The 14,118-nt window shown below is 71.0% G+C and carries 11 protein-coding genes; 2 read left to right on the top strand and 9 right to left on the bottom strand.

The window, feature by feature from the left end:
• From B0W88_RS22660 to B0W88_RS22650, 3 genes are all read right to left on the bottom strand, one after another.
• Nucleotides 1–625: hypothetical protein (locus B0W88_RS22660; protein ID WP_158080920.1), on the bottom strand; the 625-nt coding region annotated here is incomplete at its 3' end.
• A 26-nt stretch (nt 626–651) separates the two neighbouring features.
• Nucleotides 652–3,252, bottom strand: a complete 2,601-nt coding sequence (locus tag B0W88_RS22655) for a hypothetical protein (RefSeq protein WP_083748991.1) — start codon at nt 3,250–3,252, stop codon at nt 652–654.
• Entirely contained in the window at nt 3,252–3,950 is a 699-nt protein-coding gene (locus tag B0W88_RS22650) for a hypothetical protein (protein ID WP_083748990.1), read from the bottom strand. The genes B0W88_RS22655 and B0W88_RS22650 overlap by 1 nt, the downstream gene beginning before the upstream one ends.
• Nucleotides 3,951–4,167: 217 nt before the next feature.
• On the opposite strand from B0W88_RS22650, the gene B0W88_RS34860 reads away from it, so the two are divergent.
• Nucleotides 4,168–5,916 carry a LuxR family transcriptional regulator gene (locus B0W88_RS34860; protein ID WP_077036895.1) on the top strand — a complete coding sequence of 583 codons (1,749 nt, stop codon included), beginning with the start codon at nt 4,168–4,170 and terminating at the stop codon, nt 5,914–5,916.
• A gap of 30 nt (nt 5,917–5,946) precedes the next feature.
• Here B0W88_RS34860 and B0W88_RS22640 read toward each other — a convergent pair whose 3' ends face one another.
• Genes B0W88_RS22640 through B0W88_RS22615 form a run of 6 tightly spaced genes read right to left on the bottom strand, consistent with a single transcriptional unit; the run spans nt 5,947 to nt 13,110 of the window.
• Complete coding sequence (locus B0W88_RS22640) at nt 5,947–7,425, bottom strand: aldehyde dehydrogenase family protein (protein ID WP_077036894.1); 1,479 nt, start codon at nt 7,423–7,425, stop codon at nt 5,947–5,949.
• The gene (locus tag B0W88_RS22635) at nt 7,422–7,772 is read right to left on the bottom strand and encodes a cupin domain-containing protein (RefSeq protein WP_077036893.1); all 351 of its coding nucleotides are present in this window, start codon (nt 7,770–7,772) and stop codon (nt 7,422–7,424) included. Before B0W88_RS22635 ends, B0W88_RS22640 begins: the two co-directional genes overlap by 4 nt.
• Before the next feature lie 12 nt (nt 7,773–7,784).
• Nucleotides 7,785–9,182, bottom strand: coding sequence for an FAD-binding oxidoreductase (locus tag B0W88_RS22630; protein ID WP_077036892.1), 1,398 nt, complete (start codon nt 9,180–9,182; stop codon nt 7,785–7,787).
• 2 nt (nt 9,183–9,184) lie between these two features.
• Complete coding sequence (locus tag B0W88_RS22625) at nt 9,185–10,459, bottom strand: FAD-binding oxidoreductase (protein ID WP_077036891.1); 1,275 nt, start codon at nt 10,457–10,459, stop codon at nt 9,185–9,187.
• 52 nt (nt 10,460–10,511) lie between these two features.
• A complete protein-coding gene (locus tag B0W88_RS22620) occupies nt 10,512–11,678 on the bottom strand; it encodes an MFS transporter (RefSeq protein WP_077036890.1) in 1,167 nt (388 codons plus the stop codon).
• Nucleotides 11,679–11,700: 22 nt separating this feature from the next.
• Nucleotides 11,701–13,110, bottom strand: a complete 1,410-nt coding sequence (locus B0W88_RS22615) for an amidase (RefSeq protein WP_077036889.1) — start codon at nt 13,108–13,110, stop codon at nt 11,701–11,703.
• A gap of 89 nt (nt 13,111–13,199) precedes the next feature.
• On the opposite strand from B0W88_RS22615, the gene B0W88_RS22610 reads away from it, so the two are divergent.
• Entirely contained in the window at nt 13,200–13,868 is a 669-nt protein-coding gene (locus tag B0W88_RS22610; RefSeq protein ID WP_077036888.1) for a TetR/AcrR family transcriptional regulator, read from the top strand.
• Nucleotides 13,869–14,118: the final 250 nt, after the last annotated feature.

Raw genomic sequence — 14,118 nt, 5'->3', positions numbered from 1 at the left:
ACCCATACCCCGCCGGCTCCGGCACCGCCGCCGCCAGCCCACCCAGGGTCAGGTCATTCGCCGCCGCCCACGCATAGTCCCCGCTCGGCTGCAGCGCGCTGATCTCGAAGAACAGGATCGGGCTCGACGAGGCAAAGCCGTAGAACGTATTCGGCGAGGCCTTGTCGATGATCTTCACCAGTTCGTGCCCGTCCGCGTCCAGCGCATCGAGGCGCAGCGACTGGCCGCCCATATAGCTGCCGTTCAGGTCGGTGGCGAAGAAGTAGCCGCCCACCGCGTAGACCTTGTTGTCGTTGAACTGGAAGCTGATCGTGTCGGTGGACTGGTCGGTGGAGAGCCAGACGTCGCTGTCGGTGCCGGCGTTGTAGAAGTTCGAGTAGCTGCCGTCGGGCATCAGCGAGAAGCCGTAGTAGCTGTAGCTGCCGGTGTTGCGCACGATGTAGCTCGGGCCGGCGGCCCAGAACAGGTCATCGAAGCTGTCGACCTCGCGCGCGGTGCTGGCGGCATTGAAGCCCGCCTGCGAGTCGTAGAAGTTCAGCTGCGCCTGCGCCGGCGTGACGACGGCAGCGGCGGCCAGCAGCAGCGCGGCGGCGGCGGCCGGTCGGGTGAAAGTGGTCTTCTTCATCATCATGATGTCAGTGGGTTCCAGGTTCAGAGGTTCTCGCAGCGGCCCGCCTGCGCGCCGGCCTTGACGGCAGCGGCGAAGCCGGCAGGGAAGTCGACCTCGGTCGACGCGCCGGCGCGGCAGACAAAGGCCTTCTTCATGTCCACGTACCAGGTCATCGGCACGCCGGTCAGCCCGCCCACCAGCGCGGTGCCGTTGCCGGCCACGGCCAGCGGGTTGTCCATGCCGTACAGCGCGGCCTCGACGACGCCCTGCCTGCGGAAGAAGTCGTTCAGCTTGATCCAGCCCGCGTCCTCCACCCACATGAAGCCGGCGAAGCTGGTGAAGAAGCTGCCGACGCGGGCGAGCACGACGCGGCCGTCATCGCTGATGCTGGAGATGGACAGGCCGGGCACGCCGTAGTTGGCTTCCACCCAGGCCGGCCCCTGCGTGCTGCAGTAGTCCACGCCGTCCCAGCTGCTGAAGGGGAAGTCGATGCAGTACTTCGGGCTGCTGGCGTTCTGGAAGGCCTTGGCGATGGTGCCCAGCTGCGGGTTCCACAGCAGCATGCCGGTGGGCGTCGCCAGCGGGACGCGGGTGGCGTCGGCGTTGATGACCTCGGCGGAGGTGGCGCCGGTCAGCGGCGTCAGCGCGATCGGCTTGGCGGACTGCTTCGTCCAGGCGAAGGCCTGGCTGTAGCTCGCATGGCCGACGACGACCAGGCTGTCGCCGCTGCCGCCCACCGCCGCGGCGCGCACCCAGGGCGTCCAGCTCAGGTCCACGCCCAGCATGCTCAGCGCGCGACCGCCGGCGTCCTGCGTCCACAGGTAGGGCGCGTTCTCCAGGCCCTGGCCGGTGTTGTAGTCCATCTGCACGCAGCTGCCGTCGGGGTTCTGGTTGACGGCGCCGCCCACGGCCGCGGTGGCATCGGCGTTCAGGCCCCAGCCGTAGCTGCTGGTGCTGCCGCCGTTGCCGTCCAGGCCGCAGTGGTCGCTCAAGGCGCCCAGTGCCTTCAGCGCGCCGGTCTCCAGGTTCCACAGCGCCATCTGCTTGAGCTTGTAGTCGGGGCCGCCGTAGGGGTCGGTGTTGATGCGGCCGTCGAAGTTCGCCTGCACCAGCAGCTGCCGGCCGTCGCGCGAGATCGTGCCGTTGCCCGAGGCCATCAGCTCCAGCTCGGTCGGCGGCACCGCGACGCCCGCCAGCGCATCCCAGATCAGCGGCACGCCCTCGCCCACCATGCCGCCGGCGCGCCGGCCGTCGGTCGACAGGCTGGTCAGGTAGCCCGAGGTGAGGAAGCTGTACTGCACACCGTCGGCATGGCCGTTGAAGACGAAGCTGGCGGTCTTCACGACGCCCGCCTCGGCGGTGATCGCCGTCTGCATGCACGGGGTGTCGGCGTCGGGGTTGCTGCTCTCGCCGGCGTTCCAGTACTCGGCCTGCGAGATCAGCATCGTCGGCGTCGTCGGGTAGCCGCCGGCGGTGATCTCCTCCAGGTAGAGCACGTAGCTCGCGCCCGGCTTCAGGTTGTTGATGCGGAAGCTGCCGTCCGGCCCGAGCAGGCCCTGCGTCTGGTCGCCGCTGATCGCGGAGACCGCGTCGCCCAGCGGGTCGGCCACGTTGCGGGCGATGATGTTGATGCCGCTGTAGCCGGTGCGGCCGTCCTTCAGCACCAGGGTGCCGGCGATGGTGCCGGTGCGGCTGGCGTAGTCCGCCGTGGGATAGAGGTTCGATATCGCGGCGATGTCGTCGGGCCGGTCCACCGTGCTCATCTCCACGCCGATCGAGCGGCCGCGGGCGACGTTCTGCGGGTCGGCGTAGGGGAACATCGTCTCCACGTACTTCGGGTCGATCTTGGTCGCCGCCGGGCCGTCCAGCCAGTGGTGCACGGGCGCGACGCAGCCCTTCACGCCGGGGTAGAGGCTGCGGTCGTAGTCGGGCCAGCTGAGGAAGGCGAGCTGCCCGTTGACCTGCGAATGCGAGAGGTTCAGCGCATGGCCGAACTCGTGCGTGAAGATCGAGGCGTAGCGCGAGCCGTCGGTGTCGGCCGGCGGCAGCGCGCGCTGGCCGGGCGGGGGCGTCTCGTGCACGACCATCCAGCCGTTCATGATCGCCGTGGCCTTGACGATGGTCTCGGCGTAGCCGTCGCCATCGCGGTCCTCGGCGATCTCGGGCATGGCCATGCCCAGGATCTGGTCGCGCGGCAGGCCGAAGTAGTCCTGCAGGATCGAGCCGTCCACGTCGTAGATCACGTAGAAGCCGCCCTGGTTGTAGTGGCCGTAGACCAGCGCCGCGGTGGCGGCGTCGTGCACGTCCTGGCCGATGCTGGGCACGTCGGTGAAGCGGGTGAACTTCGCCGGGTCCGTCTCGGCGCGCCAGGTCGACGTGGGCACCGAGCTCCACTGCTTCAGCGCGAAAGCCGTGATCGCGTTAGCCTGTGTTTCGCTCAGGAAGGTCGTCCCGTCGTTGCGCCGCGAGAAGTCACCGACGTCGGTATAGACCTTGACCGGGCCCTGGCTGGTGTCCCAGCGCAGCGGCTTCGGGTGGACCGGGTTGCCGTCGAGGTACAGCGGCCCGGCGGCATGCACCAGCGGGGCGGCGCAGAGCAGCAGCAGGCCGCGCAGCATCATCTTGTTCATCGTCTTGTTCATCAGCGCATCGCTCCCGAGCTGACCCAGTTGCCCTTGACGGCCCGTTGCACCAGGCCCTGCAGCACGGCGAGGTCCACCCCGCCGCTGGTCTGGCCCAGCATCGCGGCCTCCCTGCCCTGCAGCAGGCCGGCGGACACCTGCACCTTGTCGAACAGGCCCACGTTGTTGAAGGCGTTGACGGCGCGCGTGCCCTCGATCGTCAGCTTGCCCTGGGCCAGGCCGACTGGCGTGGTCAGGCCGGTGCGCGCGGCGGGCTTGTTCATGAAGCTCATCACCTGCTCGCCGACGCGCCAGGTCGGCATGCCTTCGATGCGGGCGGGCAGCAGGTATCGTCCGTCGCTCATGCGGCGCGGCTTGAGCAGGCCGTACTGGCGGAAGGTGTAGGTGGCCGGGGCGGCGGCAGCGCTCTGGCTGGCGGCTGCCCGGCTGCTGCCACGGCTGGCGGCAGCGGCGGCGACGACAGGCTTCGGCGCGGCGCTGAGCTTCAGCGTCACCTCGGTGTAGGGCACGCCCTCGGGGCTGATGCCGTCGGAGACTGAAGTGACGCGGCCGGCGACGATGGTGTCGGCCTTGGCGATCATCTGCGTGAGGTTCTGCGGCACCAGTTGCGTCGCGTGCGCGGCGGGCGCCACGGCGAGCGCGGCGATGGCAGCCAGCGCCCATCGTTGCCGCCCGCCGAAGGGGGTCAGGTCTTGCATGCTTGGATTCCTTGAGACAGGTGACCGGACCTTAGCCAGCGGGTCTTCGCCTGCCTCCCCCCCGGCGTGGGTAGGGGGCCGCCGCGGCGGCTCAGGGAAACCCGCCCGATGTAAACCCTTGTTTCCGGGCGGTTTGCGTGCATTGCCGAGCCGAAACCAGGGCAATCCCTGAGTGCCTCCCGGCTTTCGGGGCCGATGGGGTCAATAGACTTTTCGGATGAAGTTCGCCGTTGACGAAGAAGAACTGCGGGCGCTGGAGAGGGCGCTCGAATCCGCGTACGGGCCCGCCCGCGTGGAGAGGATGACCGAACTGGCGTGGCATCTGCGCCAGCGCGACAGCGCGCGTGCGCTGGAGCTGATCGCCGGCGCCGGGCAGCGCCTTCTGGAAGTGCCGGATTCACAGGCGCCCGGGGCGCTCGCCGTCCCCCCCGACCTGGCCCGTGCGCTGACGGCGCGGCTCGCGCTCGCCGCCTGCGAGATCGCCACGCTGCAATGCCGCCTCGACGATGCCCGGGCCGAGCTGGACCGCGCCCGCGCCCACCTGATGCCGACGCAGGACGCCGACGCCGAGGGCGACGCCTGGCTGGCCGAGGCGGCGCTCGCCAAGGCCACCGGCGAGCGTGCCCGCGAACTCATCGCCCACGAGCAGGCGCTACGCTTCTTCACCGGCGGCCGCGATGCGCAGCGCGAGGGCATCGCGCGCGGCCGGGCGCTGTGCGAATACCTGCTCAGCGCCGACGCCGCCCAGGTGCAGGCCGCGATGAACGGCCTGCGCGACTGGCCCGACGGCGGCCCGGCCGGCGAGTTCATGCGCCTGTCGCTGGAAGCCTTTTCACTGGCGCTGCGCGAGCCCGCGCGGGCCACGGCGCTGTTCGCCCAGTGCGCGCCGCTGGCGCTGGACATGGGCCTGCTGCAGCCCTATTGCATCCTGCTGGTGAACGCCGGCAACGGCTGCCTGGAGCTGGGCGATCTCGAAGGCGCCGCGGCCTACCTGGAGGCCGCCGCGAGCCAGGCGCGCCGCACCGGATGGCCGATGCTGATCGGCATCTGCCTGACCCATGTCGGCGGCGTGCTGCGGCGCCTGGGCCGCCTGCAGGACAGCGAGCAGATGCTCAATGCCGCGCTGGCCGCGCTGCGGTCCACGCCGCCGGGCGTGAAGACGGCCATGGCCTGCAACGACCTGGCGCTGACGCTGGCGGAGCTGGGCCGCTACCTGGAGGCCATCGAGGTGATGGACGAGGCGATCCGCGTCTTCCGCGAGTACCGCTCGTACGGCAACCTCGCGCTGAGCCTGGTCAAGCAGGTACGCGCGCTGGCGCAGGTTCGCGACGGCGAGCGCGCCCTGGCCATCGCCGACGAGGCCGGCGCGCTGATCGAGCGCCACGACTTCCGCTCGCTGGCCGTCGACCTCGGCGAGGCGCTGGCCCTGGTCCACCGGCGCTGCCGCCTGGCCCCGCCGCCGAGCATCACCGCCCCGAGCGCCGAGATCCACTTCGCCGAGGAGGCGCTCAGCCGCGGCAGCAGCGTGGCCGGCTGGAAGCCCACGCCCGCGCTGCTCGCCACCACCGCGCAAGCCTGGGCCGAGGCCGACGACATGGCGCAGGCCTACCGCTACGCGCGCCAGGCCCACGCGGCTCAGCAGCACGACGAGGCCTTCAAGACGATGAACCCGCAGGCCGTGTTGCGGCTGCTGGCCTGCGGGCAGGCTCAGCAGGCCGAACCACAGCCGCAGGCGGCCCCGGCCGCCGCGGTGCCGGCCGCGCCGCGCCGCACGCTGACGGCCAAGGAGGCCGAGGTGCTGGACCTGCTGACCCGCAGCTACACCAACAAGGAGATCGCCCGGATCATGGGCGTCAGCGCCGAGACGGTGAAGTGGCACCTCAAGGGCCTGTACGGCAAGCTTGAGGCCGGCTCGCGCCGGCAGGCGGTCATGCGGGCACGCACGCTCGGGATGCTGGCAGCTTAGGCGGCCGCGCGGTGCCGGCACCGCGGCCGCTCATGGCCTTCTCTCCTCGTACCACCCCAGCGGCCCCGGCCGCAGATTCGTGTTGACCTGCTTGACGTGCTGGTACTCCAGCAGCCCGTTCGCGCCCAGTTCACGCCCGTAGCCGCTGCGCTTGCAGCCGCCCCACGGCGCCTCGGTGAAGGTCGGGTTGTAGCAATTGATCCAGGTCACGCCGGCCCGCAGCGCGCGCACCACGCGCAGCGCCCGAGCGCCGTCGCTCGTGAACACGCCGCCGGCCAGGCCGTAGGGCGTGTCGTTGGCCATCGCGATGGCCTCGTCCTCGGTCGAGAAGGCCTGGATGGAGGCGACCGGGCCGAAGACCTCCTCGCGGACGATCTCCATCGCGGGCGTGCAGTCGTCCAGCACCGTGGGTTGCATGAAGAAGCCAACGTCGCCGTGGCGCCGCCCGCCGCAGACCACCCGGGCGCCCTCGCCCGCCGCCCGCTCGACGAAGCCCAGCACGCGCTGCAGTTGCGCCTCGGAGACCAGCGCGCCGATGTCGGGATCGCCGAGCCCGCGGCCGATCGTCATCGCCCGCGCCCGCTCGGCCAGCCGCGCGACGAAGCGGTCCTTGATCGACGCTTCCACGAGGATCCGCGCGCCGGCCGAACAGACCTCGCCCTGGTTGAAGAACACGCCCACCATCGCCCATTCGACGGCGCCTTCCAGGTCCGCGTCCGCGAAGATCACGTTGGGCGACTTGCCGCCCAGCTCCAGCCCGACCTTCTTCAGGTTGCCCGCCGCCGCCCGCGCGATCGCCTGGCCGGTGCGCGTGCTGCCGGTGAAGACGATCATGTCCACGTCCTCGCTCCCGGCCAGCACCGCGCCGACCGCCAGGCCGGTGCCGAGCACCAGATTCGCGGTGCCCGGCGGGAGGCCGCACTGCTCGAGGATCTCGAACAGGACGATGGCCGACAACGGCGTCAGCTCGCTGGGCTTGAACACCACGCAGTTGCCCGCCGCCAGCGCCGGCGCGAGCTTCCAGGTGGCCATCAGCAGCGGATAGTTCCAGGGCGTGATCAAGGCGCAGACGCCGATCGGCTCGTGCATCGAGATCGACTGCATCGGGCCGAAGGCATCGGTGACTTCGTGGACACCGCCCTGCGGCATGCCGATCAGGCCGGCGTAGAAGCGGAAGCAGGCGGCGGCGTCCTCGATGTCGGCGCGGGCCTCGCGCAGCGGCTTGCCGTTGTCGCGGGAGTCGAGCACCGCGAGTTCCTCGGTGCGCGCGGCGATGGCGTCGGCCACGCGCAGCAGCAGCGCGGCGCGCTTCGGGCCGGCGGTGCGGCGCCAGCTGCCGTCGATGTCGAAGGCATGGCGCGCGGCGGCGATGGCGGCCTGCGCGTCCTCGGCCGCGCTGTCGGTGACGAGGCCGATCGCGCTGCCGTCGGCCGGGTCGATCACCTCGCGCGTGGCGCCCGAGGCGGCGGGCTGCCAGCGGCCGGCGATGTGGTTCAGTCCGATGCTCATGCGAGGTAGACCTTCCGCAGCGTCTCGGTCACGGTCCAGGTGGTGCGGGCGCCTGCGGCCAGGCGGCCGATGGCGCCCGGATAGAGGCGCAAGGCCGGCGTGCCGTCATCGAAGGCGACCGTGGCTTCGCCGGCGAGCACGACGAAGACCTCGTCGATCTCGACATCGGTGCTGGTACCCGGCGTCAGTTCCCAGATGCCGACTTCGCAGCCGCCCAGCACGGCCAGCGGGACCGCGCCGACGCGGGACTGGCCCGCCACCTCCCGCTCGGGCGGCATGGCGCTCAGTTCGAGCGTCAGCGCGGTGGTGTTCAGGACCGCGTTGGGCGGCAGCAGTTCGTTCTTCATCGTGACCTTCTTTCAGGAATCGAAGCCCAGGCCCATCGCATCGAGGCCGCGCAGCAGCAGGCCTCGCCGGCCCTCGTCGTGGTCGGCCGCATCGAGCGCGCGGCGCACCGCGGTGATCGCGCCCCAGGCGAGCGGCTCGGGCGGAAAGGGCATCGGCCGCTCGCGCACCATGCGCAGCCGGGTGCGCTCGGTGTCCAGGCCGAAGACCTTGTCGAGCAGCACGTTCGCCGCGAAACGCGTGGCGCCGACGCCCAGTCCGGTGAAGCCCGCCGCGTGGGCGACGCGACCGTCGTAGCCATCGCCGAAGAAGGCGCAGAAGCGCGCGGAGGTGTCGATCACGCCGCCCCAGCGGTGCGTGAAGCGGAGCCCTTCCAGCTGCGGGAAGGTGGTGAAGAAATGGCCGGCCAGCGTGCGGAAGGAGGCGGCCCGGTCCTCGTACTCCGGCCTGATCCGCCCGCCGAAGTGATAGACCGCGTCATAGCCGCCGAACAGGATGCGGCGGTCCCGCGTCAGCCGGTAGTAGTGGAACTGGTTGCCCATGTCGGCCACGCCCTGGCGGTTCTGCCAGCCGATGCTGTCCAGTTGCCGCGCGGACAAGGGCTCGCTCATCAGCACGTAGTCGTAGACCGGCACCGTGTGGCGGCGATAGCGCTTGAGCAGCGAGGGAAAGACGTTGGTGGCGAGGACGACCCGACCGGCGCTCACCGCACCGTCACCCGCATCGAGCGCGATGCGCCCAGCGTCACGCCGCAGCCGGCGCACCGGCGACTGCTCGTGCAGCCGCACGCCCAGTTGCGCCGCCACCCGCGCGAGGCCCGCCACCAGCTTGCCCGGATGCACCAGCGCGCAGCCCTCGCGTTCCCACCGGCCGCCCAGATAGGTCGGCGAATCCAGCTCTGCGCGCACGGCGGCCGCGTCGAGCCCATCCTGCAGCTGTGCCACCTGATAAGGCTCGACGGCCACCGTCAGCAGCCCCGTGCGCTCGAAATCGCAATCGATGCCATGGCGCTGCAGCGTGGCCTCCAGTTCATCGAGGTTGCGCTCGCCCATCGCGCGCAGCTGCGCCATCTCCTCGGGCCAGCGCCGCCGGCCGTTCTCCTCGCCATGCGTCAGGCTGGCCTCGCAGAAGCCGCCGTTGCGGCCCGAGGCGGCATGGCCGATGCGCTGCGCCTCCAGCAGCACGACGTCCAGTCCGGGATCCCGCTCCTTGGCGAGGATCGCGGTCCACAGGCCCAGGTATCCGCCGCCGACGATGGCGAGACCGGCCTGCGTGCTAACCCCGGATTTCAGCGCGGCAAGACCTGGCACCGGCGCGTCATCCAGCCAGAAGGGTCGCAGCACGCTGCCCGCCAGCGCGGCATCGACCACCGCCTCGGCCGGCGCCAGGCGTTCGAACACGGTTTGCGCCATGGCTAGAACCCCAGCTTGTCGCGCAGGTCGTAGTACCAGGCGCCCAGCGCGCTGAACGGCACGCGGAACATCCGCCCGCCCGGGAAGGGCAGGTGCGGCAGCCGCGCGAAGGCGTCGAAGCGCGCCGCCTGGCCGTCGATGGCCTCGGCCAGCACATTGCCGATCAGGTGCGTGAAGGTCACGCCATGGCCCGAGCAGCCATGCGAGTACCAGATGGTGTCGGACAGCCGGCCCACGTCGGGCAGGCGGCTCAAGGTCAGCTGGAAGTTGCCGCTCCACGCGTAGTCGATCCTGACGTCGGCCAGTTGCGGGAAGGTCTTGAGCATCTTGGGCCGGATCACCTTCTCGATCGCCCCGATCTCGTGGGCGCCGTAGTTGACGCCGCCGCCGTAGATCAGCCGGCCGTCGGCCGAGACGCGGTAGTAGTCGAGCAGGTAGTTGAGATCTTCCACGCAGTGGTTCTGCGGCAGCAGCGCGCGGCCCCGCTCGCCCAGCGGCTCGGTGGCCAGCACCTGCGTGCCGCAAGGCATCGTGCGGGCCTGCAGCGCGGGCTCCAGGTCGCCGATGTAGGCGTTGCAGGCGACGATGACGAAGCGGGCGCGCACGCTGCCCTGCGCGGTGTGCACGACCGGCTTCGCGCCGCGCTCGATGCGCGTGGCGCGCGTCTGCTCATGGATCACGCCGCCCAGCGATTCCAGCGCCGCCGCCTCGCCCTGCGCCAGCCGCAGCGGGTGGAAGTGCCCGCCGGTCGGGTCCACCAGCAGCGCCTGGTAGCGCTCGGTGTCCACGAGCTTGCGCATCTCGCCGCCGGTGACGATGTGCAGGCCCGGATGGCCGAGGCTTTCCCACAGCAGCTTGTGGTGCTGCAGCTGCTTCGCCTGCTTGTCGGTGATCGCCGCGAAGATGCCACCGTCCTGCAGATGGCAGTCGATGCCGAAATCGTGCACGTTGCGGCGCAGGATCGCGGCGCCCTCGAAGGCCATGTCGCCCAGCGGCTGCGCCACCTTGCGGCCGTAGCGGGCCGCGATGGTGTCGATGTCGCGCGAGTAGCTGTGGACGATCTGCCCGCCGTTGCGGCCCGAGGCGCCCCAGCCGACGCGGGCGGCCTCGAGCACGGCCACCTTGTAGCCGCGCCGCGCCAGCGCGATGCCGGCATTGAGCCCCGTATAGCCGGCGCCGACGATGCAGACGTCGGCCTCGGCCGCGCCCTGCAGCGCCGGCCGTAGCGGCTGCGGGAGGCCGGAGGCGGCGTAGTAGCTTCGCGTGTGTTCGATCATGGTCTCTACTCGATCCGCAGCCGGGTCCCCGTCATCGTAGGGCTTGATGGCCTCACGCGGCCTGCGGCGCACCGACACCGTCGCCCTTGGCTCGGGCGCGCAGCACCGCGAAGACCGCGGCGGCCAGCGCGCAGCAGCCCGCCGCGAAGGCGAAGGCATGGGCCGGGCTCCAGTGCTCCATCAGCGCGCCGCCGATCGCGGCGCCGACGCCGTTGCCGATGCACAGGGCGCTGGGGATCAGCGTCACGTAGCGGCCGCTGCGGTCGTACATCGGCACCGCGGTCATCATCAGCGTGGCCGCCGTGGCCCAGGCGACGACGAAGAGCAGGCTGCCGCCGATGAAGGCGCCCGCGCTGCCGGGCCGCGCCAGGACCAGCGCGGCGGCGGCGCAGGCCAGCAGCGTGGCGATGGTCCAGCGGAAGATGCCGCCGCGGCGGATCGCGCCGGGCACCGCGGCGCAGCCGACGATGCTGACGACATTGCAGCCACCCAATACCCGCTGCACCGTCTCGGCGCCGAGGCCCGCGGCCTGGCCCTGCAGCTCGACGAAGGTCCAGACGACGCCGACGCCGGTGTTCAGCGCCAGCAGCGCGAACAGGCCCAGCAGCGCGCCGGCGACGTTCGCCTGCCCGCCCTCCGCATGCTCGACCGTCAGCGGCTCGCCCGCCATGAACCGGCGCGCCATCGGCGCGCAGGCCAGCGCCAGCAGGCCCAGCAGCGTGAAGGCGCCGGTGGCCTGCCAGGCCGCGCCGATCTCCGGCAGCAGCACGGCCAGCAGCAGCGTGGAATAGAGCGTCTGGCTGATGACCAGCCAGGTGAGATTGCGCTCGGCCTTCTCGTGGATGCCGAGGTAGCGCATCGCCAGGCCGGCGAGCACGCCGCTGCTGAAGCCGGAGACGGCGCGCAGCGCGAGCGTGGCTCCGAACGCCGGGTGCAGCGCGGTGCAGAGATTGCTGACGCCGAAAGCCAGCGCAGCGGTGAACAGCGTGCGGCGCACCGGCACGCGGCTCAGCAGGCCCGACAGCACCAGCGGGCCCAGCGCGTTGCCGATGCTGTCCGCGGTGACGAACATGCCGATCTGCGTCTCCCCGTACTGCCACTGCGAGCCGGCCAGGAACACGAAGCCCGGCGTGGCGATCAGGAAGCTGGTGGCCACGCAGACCAGGGCCACCATCAGCACGATGAAGCCGGTCGGGCGCGGGGAGTTTGTTGTCGTCATGGGCGTCTCCAGTGACATCGTCTCAGAGCGAAGGGCGGTGCTTCAACCAGCCGATCGCCGGCTCCAGCGCGGCGCCGACGCGCAGCACCTCGCTCTCGCAGAAGGTCGGCGCGACGATCTGCACGCCGGTCGGCATCCCGTTGCTTGTCGCGAAGCCGCTGGGCACGCTGAGCACCGGATGGCGGCTCAGCACGTTGAACGGGAAGGTCATCGCATGGCTCAGCAGATAACCGTGAGCTTCAGCGGAGCCTTCGGCCGGCATGTCGTTGCGGGCCATCGTCGGGCACAGCAGGATGTCGTAGCGCTCGAACACGGCCTGCAAGGCCTGGTGCATGCGCGCCGAATCCTCGATCGAGCGCATGTAGTCCTCGGGCGTGTAGTCGGCCAGCGTCTCGACGGTGTCGATGATGAAGTCGCTGACCTCGCCCTCCCGGCCGGCGATCATCTCGCGCATGCCGCGCGCCATCACGAAGCCCAGGCCGATCGTGAAGGTCTCGCGCACCGAGGCGTTCCAGTCGATCTTCACTTCCTCGACGATCGCGCCCTGCTCGCGCAGGCATTGCGCCGCATGCAGCGTGTTGCGGACCACGTCCTCGTCCACGTCGAAGAAACCCAGGTCCAGCGACAACGCCACGCGCAGGCCCTTGACGCCCGGCCACTGCAGCGGCAGTTCGATCTTGGGCTTGATGCTGGCCGGGTCCAGCGAATGCGGGCCGTTGACGACGTTGAACATCAGCGCGCAGTCGGCCACCGAGCGGGCCATCACTGCGTTGTGGTTGTAGGTGTTCATCGCGAACTCGTACGAGCCCTCGGGCACCCGGCCGTAGCTGGCCTTCAGGCCGACGACGCCGTTGTAGGCGGCCGGGATGCGGGAGGAGCCGGCGATGTCGGAGGCGCTGGCCAGCGTCGCCATGCCGGCCGCCAGCGCCACGCCGCTGCCGCCGGAGGAGCCGCCGCAGCTCAGCGCCGGGTTCCAGGGGTTGCGCGTCACGCCGTGCAGCCTGGAGCGGGTGAAGGGCGCCACGCAGAGCTCGGGCACCTGCGTGCGGATGTGGATCAGCGCGCCGGCGTCGAGCAGGCGCTGGGTGATCGGGGCGTTCTCGGTGTCGGGCTGCTGGCCCAGGAGCACGGAGCCGACGTCGGTGTGCTCGCCCACCAGCGCGTGCTCATTCTTCAGTGCCGTGGGCAGGCCTTCCAGCGCGCCGGCCGTTCCGGCGCCGCCGGCGTACTTCGCCTCGGCGATGCGGGCCTGCTCGCGGGCCTGCTCGAAGCGGCGGGCGCGCACCGCGTTCAGCGCCGGCTCGACCTGCTCGATGCGCGCGATCTGCGCCTCCAGCAGCTCGACCGGCGACAGCTCGCGGCGGCGGAACAGGTGCAGCGCCTCGGTGGCGCCCAGGTAGCAGAGCTCGGTGTTGTGGGTGTTCGAATCCATGGCCCGGACTCTATCCGAGCAAATACTCGGATTAACTCGGGCAAACCCTCGATTCACGAGCTTTCGCTCGGGTTGGCTATGATCCGCTGATGCCTACGACCCGCGCCCGCAAGCCTGCCGCCACGCCCGAAACTCCCCCGCGCAAGGAAGTCGGCGTGCGCCGCGCGCCGCGCCAGGCGCGCTCGCAGGAGAAGGTGGACCGCATCCTCGCCGCCGCCGGCCGCGAGGTCGAGGAGGGCGGGCTGGACCGGCTGACGACCAACCGCATCGCCGCCGCGGCGGGCCTGTCGGTAGGCACCGTCTACGACTACTTCCCGAACAAGGAAAGCATCGTCGGCGCGCTGCTGGACGGCTGGCTGGCCCGCATCTTCGAGGCGGTGGACGGCGCCCATCCGCGCCACGGCACGGGCCTGGACCTGCTCAGCTACATCCGCGAGACGGTGGAGCGCTGCGCCCGGCTGTACGAGGAGCAGCCGGGCCTTTCCGTGCTGTTCGCGATGGTGCCGGCCGTGCCCGCGCTGCGCGACGCGACGCTGGCCCACGACGAGGCGATCTTCCGCACCCACGTCACCGCGCTGCAGCACTACGCGCCGCACGCGCCGCTGCCCGACGTCGAGGCGATCTCCCGCTGCATCCCGCTGATGGCGCACGACATCCTGACCGCCGCCATCGTCCACAAGCAGGGCGACCGGCAGAAGCTGATGAACTACCTGTACGTGGCCTTGATGGCGATGGCCTCTCGCGTCCTGATCGCCTGACGCCCGACTTCGCTCGACGAACACGCCCACTGCCGCCGGCAGCGCTGCGGCCTGGGCGGCTGCGGGGCGACATCGGTGGCGCCGAGGAGCGCAGCGACTCGCGGCCGCGCGCGCAGCGCGCTTCGTGAACTGACTTCGCGCCACTTGTCTGAGCGGCGCGTAGCGCAGCGAGTTTGGCGCGGGCAGCGAGTCGCGAGCACCGGAGGGCAGTCGACCCGCAGGGGAGACCGCCACCGCCGAGCCCCGCAGC

It is taken from the genome of Pelomonas sp. KK5 (genome assembly GCF_001984095.1).
In the GTDB taxonomy this organism is placed as follows: Bacteria; Pseudomonadota; Gammaproteobacteria; order Burkholderiales; family Burkholderiaceae_C; genus KK5.
This window is presented reverse-complemented; position numbering and strand designations above follow the sequence as displayed.